Genomic DNA, 7,464 nt, shown 5'->3' with positions numbered 1-7,464 from the left:
GCGCCAGCCGACTAACCGACACCTTTGCCCGCAGATCGGTCATGAATGCCGGGACGTCAGCAAAGGCCATTGCGGCATGATGCTTGTCAGACCGCTTCTGTTTGGGGAGCGCGCGATTGATTGTCGCCATTGGCAGGGGAGCCGCGCGATAGCCCTTGGCTGTTGCCCAATCGACAATCGATGCGATGCGCTGCCTCACCCGCCGCGCGGTTTCCGGCCGCGTCAGCCAGATAGCTGCCAGCACGTCGCGAACCATCGGCCCGTCAAGTTCCGATACCGATACGTCGCCTATCGCCGGGAAGGCGTGCAGCTCGAGCGACGACAGCCATTGCTTGTTGTGCTTGCCATTGCGCCAGCCTGCCTTGGCCTCTGCATGGACCAGCGCAGCGGCATTCCTGAAAGAAGGAATACCAGCCGCCTTGCGCCGCTCGGCAACCGGATCGATACCCGCTTCCACTTGTGAGCGCACCTTGGCCGCTTTGACGCGCGCCTCTGCCAATGACACCTTGGCCGCGCTGCCTAGTCCTATATCCCGCCGCTTGCCGCTTTTTTGCACCCTAACGGCCCATGAGCGCGCGCCAGCACCCGTGACCAGCAAATACAGCCCCGCGCCGTCGCCATAGCGTCCTGGGCTTCTAATCGCCTTGATGCCCGTTGCTGTCAGCTTGGCCATGTCGCTATCCCACATTTTTTCCCACACTCATTGCGGGTTGCATAGGGTTAGCTAGGTTCTGACAGAAACACAATAGACCGAGGAACCTAAGGGTTTTCTAAGGGTCTAGGGCTAGATGGGTATTGGGGGAAACAGGGCATTGGCGGAGCGGGTGGGATTCGAACCCACGATAGGCTTTTGACCTATACACACTTTCCAGGCGTGCGCCTTCGACCACTCGGCCACCGCTCCGCGCTGCTGGAAGCGATCCCCCTAGAGACTGGCGTGGCATCGTGCAAGGCCTGCGCAAGCCTGCGCGCGGCGATTAAACAACCATGTGATAGTCCAGCGACAGGCCGGAAATGCTGATCTGTTCGGGCCGCGTCTCGACGCGGGTCAAAGTCAGCGTGGCTTTCGCAGCCTCGGTCAGCAAAATCTGGCCGCGATCTGCAATATCCTCGCCCAGCTTGCACGCCAGGTTCATCTCGTCGCCGAAGATGTCCTCATCCTCGATGTTGAGGATCGCACCGTAACCGATGCCAATCGAGGCATAGAGCCTGCGCTCTTCGGGCAGGATAATGCTGGCCGCGGCCAACTGGCGCATGATCGCGCGCGATGCCCGAATGGCATCATCGGTTTCGTCGAACAGGCAGAACAGATTGTCGGCCTCGGCCTTGATCAGCAGACCGCCGTTCTCCTCGATGGCGGGCATCGCCAGCAGCTTCATCTGGTGCACCATCAACAGAAATGCGGTGACGCCAAGACGCTGGGTGGTGCGCGAAAATCCGCTCATGTCCAGCACCATTATCGCGCGTGTTTCGCCGAAGACCGCGTGGATGATGCCGGTGATGCTTTCCAACTTTTCCGGCGCTTCGATCATGTTGTCGAGCAGGCGGGTCAGGGTGGCGCGGCTGTTGCGCATCGCCAGCGGCTGATCGTCGTCCTGCGTGTTCGATGATGGCATATCGCTCACCCCCCCGCCCGAGCTTAAATCTGCCCCAGACACACAGCTTTCGCAAGCCGGAAGCGCGTGTTATCAGCACAGCCATGGCAAAACCTTCTATCTGCATCGCCCTTGCATTGCTCGGAACATCGTGCGCGGCAGGCATGGCCATCGCCCAGCCCGCCGCATCGACTGACCCCGCCCCCAACCCCTCCCCCGGCGAGATCGTGGCCGCTGCGCCACGTGAGGCATGGGTAGCGATTGCGGCATCGGATATGCTGGTGATGGATCTTGCGCCCGATGCGGCGGGCAAGCCGCGCCGTGTCGTTATCCAGCTGATGCCCGCACAGTTCAGCGCCGGATGGGTCAGCAACATCCGCAAGCTGGCGGCGGCGAACTGGTGGGATGGCACCGCCATTGTGCGCGTGCAGGACAATTACGTCGTGCAATGGGGCGATCCTGATGGCGAAGACGAGGCGAAGGCCAAGCCGCTGCCAGACGGCATCGCGCAGATTCCGGAGAGCGACTATCTTACTGTGCGCGACCGCGAGGCTACGACATGGCTGCCCGCCGCCAACGGATCCTACGCGCCGCACCATGGCATGATGGCGGGCTGGCCGATCGCCTGGAATGCCGATCATGCCTGGCCGGTCCATTGTTACGGCATGGTGGGCGTCGGCCGCAACCTGTCGCCCGATACCGGCAGCGGGGCAGAGCTTTACACCGTGATCGGCCATGCGCCGCGCCATCTGGATCGCAACATCGCGCTGGTCGGGCGAGTGATCGATGGCATCGAACATCTCTCCAGCCTGCCGCGCGGCACCGGCCCGCTCGGCTTTTATGAGGCAGCCGAGGACCGCACCGTCATTCGAGCGGTCAGGCTTGCAACCGATCTGCCACCGGCAGAACAGCCGCGCTTCGAATATCTCGACAGCAAGAGCGAATCGTTTGCGCGTTACGCCGATGCGCGCGCCAACCGCAGGGATGCCTTTTTCAATATCCCCGCAGGCGGGGCGGATATTTGCAACATTCCGGTGACAATTCGGAAAATTACGCAATAATGTAATAAAGTAACAATTTGATCTCGCACGGACTTGGCAGCGGGACTAAGGCGCTGAGGAAAATATCCAGCAGGAGAAGCATGTCATGCGCGTCGGCACCGTCAAGGAAATCAAGAATCACGAATATCGCGTCGGCCTGACCCCCGAGAGTGCGCGCGAACTGGTGCAGCACGGCCATGAGGTGTGGGTGCAGAAAGGCGCAGGCCTTGGCATCGGCGAGAGCGATGCGGACTATCTGCGCGCCGGCGTCACGCTGAAAGATAGCGCCGAAGAGATTTTCGCTGCGTGCGACATGGTGGTCAAGGTCAAGGAACCGCAGCCAGGCGAGCGCGCGATGCTGCGCGAAGGGCAGATCCTGTTCACCTATCTTCATCTTGCGCCAGACCCTGACCAGACCAGGGACCTTGTCGCCTCCAGGGCGACCTGCATCGCCTATGAAACCGTCACCGATGCGAGCGGCGGCTTGCCGTTGCTCAAGCCGATGAGCCAGGTTGCCGGGCGCATGTCGATCCAGGCGGGGGCGACCGCACTGGAAAAGGCGCACGGCGGGCGCGGCATCCTGCTCGGCGGCGTGCCCGGTGTCGCCCCCGGCATCGTCTGCGTGATCGGCGGCGGCGTGGTTGGCTTCAACGCGGCACAGATGGCCGCAGGGCTTGGCGCGGATGTGACCATCCTAGATCGCAACCCCGAAGTGCTTGAGCGGCTGGGCTATTATTTTGAGGCACGCGCCAAGACGCGCTTTGCCAATGTCGCCAATGTCGCCGAGTGCGTGGCCGAGGCCGATCTGGTGATTGGCGCGGTGCTGATCCCCGGCGCGGCCGCCCCCAAGCTGGTGACGCGCGAGATGCTGGGCACGATGCGCCCCGGCGCGGTGCTGGTCGATGTCGCGATTGACCAGGGCGGCTGCTTCGAGACCAGCCACGCCACCACGCACGCCGAGCCGACCTATGTCGTCGATGGCATTGTGCATTATTGCGTCGCCAACATGCCCGGCGCAGTCGCGCGCACCAGCACCTATGCGCTGAACAACGTCACCATGCCGCACATGTTGCGCATGGCCAACATGGGCTGGAAGGAAGCGCTGAGGGCCGATGCGCACCTTGCCAACGGGCTAAACGTGTGGAACGGGCGCGTCACCTACAAGGCAGTGGCGGATGACCTGGGCTATGACTATTGTCCGCTCGACGAAGCGCTCGCCTGACGCGGCCGCCGCACAGGAGAGCCCCGGAAATGATCGCCGCCCACCAGACACCCATCGCATCGCCCTTCGGTCGCCACAGCGAACCGCACGAGGTGCTTGACGGTATCGACCTCACCGCCAGAAATGTGATCGTCACCGGCGGCTATTCGGGCATCGGGCTGGAGACGGTGAGGGCGCTGGCGGCGGCGGGGGCATCGGTCACCGTTCCCGCGCGCGATACCGCCAAGGCAAATGCCGCGCTCGCAGGCATCGCTGGCGATGTGCGCATCGCGTGGATGGACCTTGCCGACATCGCATCGGTGCGGCGCTTTGCGCTGGGCTTTGCATCGGACAACACCCGGCTTGATCTGCTGATCAACAACGCAGGCGTGATGGCCTGCCCGGAGGCGCGGGTGGGACCGGGCTGGGAAATGCAGTTCGGCACCAACCATATCGGCCATTTCGCGCTGGCGACCACCCTGCTGCCCTTGCTGCAACGCACCGAAGGCGCGCGCGTGGTGGCGCTGTCGTCGACCGGGCACAAGCTGTCCGACATTCGCTGGGACGATCCCAACTGGACCGATGGCAGCTATGACAAGTGGCGGGCATATGGCCAGTCCAAGACCGCCAACGCGCTGTTTGCGCTCGCGCTCAATACGCGGCTGGCAGACAGCGGCGGCATGGCCTTTGCTGTCCACCCCGGCGGCATCGTCACGCCGTTGCAACGCCATCTGCCGCTCGAGGAAATGGTCGCGCTGGGCTGGCTGAACGAGCAGGGCGAGATTGCGGAAGCTGCGCGCGCGATGTTCAAATCGCCAACCCAAGGCTGCACGACCACGCTGTGGGCCGCGACTAGCGCGCTGCTCAAGGGCAAGGGCGGGGTCTATTGTGAAAACTGCAACATTGCTGCGGTGGCCGGTGACAACCCGGTGCGCTACCGCGACGTCGAACCTCATGCGGTCAACCCTGACAGTGCAGAGCGGCTATGGGCGTTGAGCGAAACGCTGCTCGCCGACGCATGAGCGTGGTCATGGCGAGCAGCGATACAGGTGTCGCATCGCCTTGCAACGGCGTCTGCACCATCCACCATCAGCTTGGCCTTTGCGAAGGATGCGGACGGACGCTGGACGAGATTGCGGAATGGTCCACCGCCAGCGTGGCACGACGCCAGACGATCCTCCAGGCCCTCCCCGCGAGACGGGCGATCCTGACGCAAAGTTGATACGCGTATCTCTGGCTGCACTGTATGATCGGCACGCCATGGTAGCGGAGGAGGGACTCGAACCCCCGACACGCGGATTATGATTCCGCTGCTCTAACCACCTGAGCTACTCCGCCATCCGGCCTGTCGCGCGAGGCATCGTGGCGCGCGAAGAACGCGGCCTATAATTGGCGTGCGGCGCTGGGTCAAACCAAATTGCGCTGACTTTGTGGCTTTGCCCGAGAGGGGGCGGCTCTGCCTGTCATCGGGCGCTTCTTGCTTGTTTTCCGCAACAGTAGCCGCCAAATGACCGGCGCCAGACAATACAGGCGATCATGAGGAAACCGGCAAAGTGCAGGACGCGTATGACATCGCCATCGTTGGTGCGGGCCATGCGGGCGCACAGGCCGCGATTTGTTTGCGCCAGATGGGCTTTACCGGATCGCTGGCGCTGATCGGCGACGAACGCTTCCCCCCGTACGAACGCCCGCCTTTGTCAAAGGACTATCTCGCCGGCGAAAGGCCGTTTGAGCGCATTCTGCTGCGCCCCGAAGCCTTCTGGGCCGAGCGCGGCATCGATCTCCAGCTGGGCCAGCGGGTCAAAGCGATTGATCCGGTTACAAAGACCGTGGCGCTGAGCCAGGGTGCCTCGACCGGCTATGGCACGTTGATCTGGGCGACCGGCGGGTCGCCGCGCATGCTGTCCTGTCCCGGCGCGCAGGCGCGAAACATGTTCGCGGTGCGCACCCGCGCCGATGTCGACAAGATCATCGCGCTGCTGCCGGGGGTGGAATCGGTCGCGATCATCGGCGGCGGCTATATCGGGCTTGAGGCCGCCGCGGTGATGCGCAAGCTGGGCAAGCAAGTGACGCTGATCGAGGCGCTTGACCGGGTGCTGTCGCGGGTGGCCGGCCCTGCGCTCTCGGCCTTTTTTGAGGATGAACACCGCGCCCATGGGGTCGATATCCGCACCGGCGCGCTTGTCGAGAGCATCGAAACCGACGAGGATGACCGCGCCGTCGCGGTGCATTGCGCCGATGGCAGCCGGACTGCGGCGGACATGGTCATCGTCGGCATCGGCATCATCCCCCAGACCGGGCCGCTGATTCTCGCCGGAGCGGCGGGCGGCAACGGCGTGGATGTCGACGAATTCTGCCGCACCAGCCTGCCCGATGTCTATGCCATCGGTGACTGCGCGGCGCACGCCAACCCGTTTGCCAATGGCGGTGTGATGCGGCTGGAATCGGTGCAGAACGCCAATGATCAGGCCAAGATCGCGGCGGGCCATATCATGGGCGGCAAAGTACCGTACACCGCCGTGCCGTGGTTCTGGTCAAACCAGTATGACCTGCGATTGCAGACCGTGGGTCTGTCGGTCGATCATGATGCCGAGCTGGTGCGCGGCGATCCGGCCAGCCGCAGCTTTTCGGTCATCTATCTGCGCGGCGGCAAGGTGATCGCGCTCGATTGTGTCAACGCCACCAAGGATTATGTCCAGGGGCGCAAGGCGATTGTCGATGGCATTCCGCTCGACCTTGCGCAGCTTGCCGATCCTCTGGTTCCGATCAAGGCGGTCGAGCACGCCTGAGTGCTGCTGCACGCCATCAGCGTGGCGCAATCGCCTTCCAGGCTTCGGCGATTTCGGCGAGCATCTGGCGCGCGGACCTCAGGCTATCGACCTTGTCAGGCGACATCGCGAGATTGATCCGGCGCGATGCTTCGCGGTAGATGCGCGCCAGCGCCAGCGCCAGCTCACCGCCGTTGTCAAAATCGAGGCTTTCCTCAAGCGCAAGCACGATGGCCGACGCACGGGCGCGGGCCTGGATCATCGCGGGGCTCTCGCCGCGCTCTGCATGGCGGATCGCCGCATCGAGCCGCAACAACACCTCATCGAACAGGATCGTGACCAGCGCGTGCGGTGAGGCACCCTCGACCCGGCTGGCGGTGTCGACTGCCTTGTAACTGCCCATGCGGCGGGCCGGAGTGATGAAGCTCATGACCGTTCCTTTGTCCGTTCTGCGTCGTTGGCGCGCCGCGTCATGTTAGTTGTTCCTGCCCGACCAGACCTGGATTTGCTGGTCTAGATAGCTTTGGGTTGAGCGCAAGATGGTCAGCTGGCGATCCATTGCGGAGAAGGTGGCCTGCAGCTGCTCGCGATATTTCGCGCTGTCTTCCTCGACCTTTTCGAGCATCTCGCGCAGATCAGTGGCGATCGTGTTGAACCGCTTCTGCGCCCCGGTCAGCGAGCTGTCGGGCGCTTTCAGCGCGGTGCGGATATTTTCAAATGCCTTGGCGAGGCCGGGGTTGCCGGCGCTGGGCGTTGCCGGTTCGAGCATTTTTGCAACCGCTTCGGGATCTGCGGCCAGCGCGGCGTCGATCCGTGCGTTGTCGAGCGTCAGCGTGCCATCGCGGTTGGTGCGCACGCCG

The 7,464-nt window shown here is 63.4% G+C and carries 9 protein-coding genes and 2 tRNA genes; 5 read left to right on the top strand and 6 right to left on the bottom strand.

Translation table 11 applies throughout. The features are described from left to right. From ACEW8G_RS13555 to ACEW8G_RS13545, 3 genes are all read right to left on the bottom strand, one after another. A partial coding sequence (locus tag ACEW8G_RS13555; protein WP_373488935.1) for a tyrosine-type recombinase/integrase occupies positions 1-673 on the bottom strand: 673 nt, incomplete at its 3' end. A 140-nt stretch (positions 674-813) separates the two neighbouring features. Next, a tRNA-Ser gene (locus ACEW8G_RS13550) sits at positions 814-904 on the bottom strand. Positions 905-977: 73 nt separating this feature from the next. After that, on the bottom strand, positions 978-1,616 hold the full coding sequence (locus ACEW8G_RS13545) for an adenylate/guanylate cyclase domain-containing protein (protein WP_373488934.1): 639 nt from the start codon (positions 1,614-1,616) through the stop codon (positions 978-980). A gap of 143 nt (positions 1,617-1,759) precedes the next feature. Here ACEW8G_RS13545 and ACEW8G_RS13540 point away from each other — a divergent pair, with 143 nt between their 5' ends. From ACEW8G_RS13540 to ACEW8G_RS13525, 4 genes are all read left to right on the top strand, one after another. Next, positions 1,760-2,656: a peptidylprolyl isomerase gene (locus tag ACEW8G_RS13540; RefSeq protein ID WP_373488936.1), complete on the top strand. Its 897-nt coding sequence runs from the start codon at positions 1,760-1,762 to the stop codon at positions 2,654-2,656. Positions 2,657-2,741: 85 nt separating this feature from the next. Beyond that, on the top strand, positions 2,742-3,857 hold the full coding sequence (ald, locus tag ACEW8G_RS13535) for an alanine dehydrogenase (RefSeq protein WP_373488933.1): 1,116 nt from the start codon (positions 2,742-2,744) through the stop codon (positions 3,855-3,857). A 29-nt stretch (positions 3,858-3,886) separates the two neighbouring features. Next, positions 3,887-4,858, top strand: a complete 972-nt coding sequence (locus ACEW8G_RS13530; protein ID WP_373488932.1) for an oxidoreductase — start codon at positions 3,887-3,889, stop codon at positions 4,856-4,858. After that, on the top strand, positions 4,822-5,058 hold the full coding sequence (locus ACEW8G_RS13525) for a DUF1289 domain-containing protein (protein WP_373488931.1): 237 nt from the start codon (positions 4,822-4,824) through the stop codon (positions 5,056-5,058). Before ACEW8G_RS13530 ends, ACEW8G_RS13525 begins: the two co-directional genes overlap by 37 nt. Positions 5,059-5,097: 39 nt before the next feature. Here the strand turns inward: ACEW8G_RS13525 and ACEW8G_RS13520 are convergent. Beyond that, positions 5,098-5,174: transfer RNA gene (locus tag ACEW8G_RS13520), tRNA-Met, on the bottom strand. Between the two features lie 215 nt (positions 5,175-5,389). Here ACEW8G_RS13520 and ACEW8G_RS13515 point away from each other — a divergent pair. Continuing rightward, entirely contained in the window at positions 5,390-6,625 is a 1,236-nt protein-coding gene (locus ACEW8G_RS13515; protein WP_373488930.1) for an NAD(P)/FAD-dependent oxidoreductase, read from the top strand. A gap of 16 nt (positions 6,626-6,641) precedes the next feature. Here ACEW8G_RS13515 and fliS read toward each other — a convergent pair whose 3' ends face one another. After that, positions 6,642-7,034: a flagellar export chaperone FliS gene (gene fliS / locus ACEW8G_RS13510; RefSeq protein WP_373488929.1), complete on the bottom strand. Its 393-nt coding sequence runs from the start codon at positions 7,032-7,034 to the stop codon at positions 6,642-6,644. A 45-nt stretch (positions 7,035-7,079) separates the two neighbouring features. Beyond that, on the bottom strand, positions 7,080-7,464 hold a 385-nt coding region (gene fliD, locus ACEW8G_RS13505), incomplete at its 5' end, for a flagellar filament capping protein FliD (RefSeq protein WP_373488928.1).

The sequence above is a fragment of the Blastomonas sp. genome (assembly GCF_041747255.1).
GTDB lineage: Bacteria > Pseudomonadota > Alphaproteobacteria > Sphingomonadales > Sphingomonadaceae > Blastomonas.
This window is presented reverse-complemented; position numbering and strand designations above follow the sequence as displayed.

Coding starts and splice junctions, on each gene's coding strand:
- ACEW8G_RS13525 (WP_373488931.1), top strand. CDS start 4,822: ATGGGCGTTGAGCGAAACGCTGCTCGCCGACGCATGAGCGTGGTCATG.
- ACEW8G_RS13540 (WP_373488936.1), top strand. CDS start 1,760: ATGGCCATCGCCCAGCCCGCCGCATCGACTGACCCCGCCCCCAACCCC.
- ald (WP_373488933.1), top strand. CDS start 2,742: ATGCGCGTCGGCACCGTCAAGGAAATCAAGAATCACGAATATCGCGTC.
- ACEW8G_RS13545 (WP_373488934.1), bottom strand. CDS start 1,616: ATGCCATCATCGAACACGCAGGACGACGATCAGCCGCTGGCGATGCGC.
- fliS (WP_373488929.1), bottom strand. CDS start 7,034: ATGAGCTTCATCACTCCGGCCCGCCGCATGGGCAGTTACAAGGCAGTC.
- ACEW8G_RS13530 (WP_373488932.1), top strand. CDS start 3,887: ATGATCGCCGCCCACCAGACACCCATCGCATCGCCCTTCGGTCGCCAC.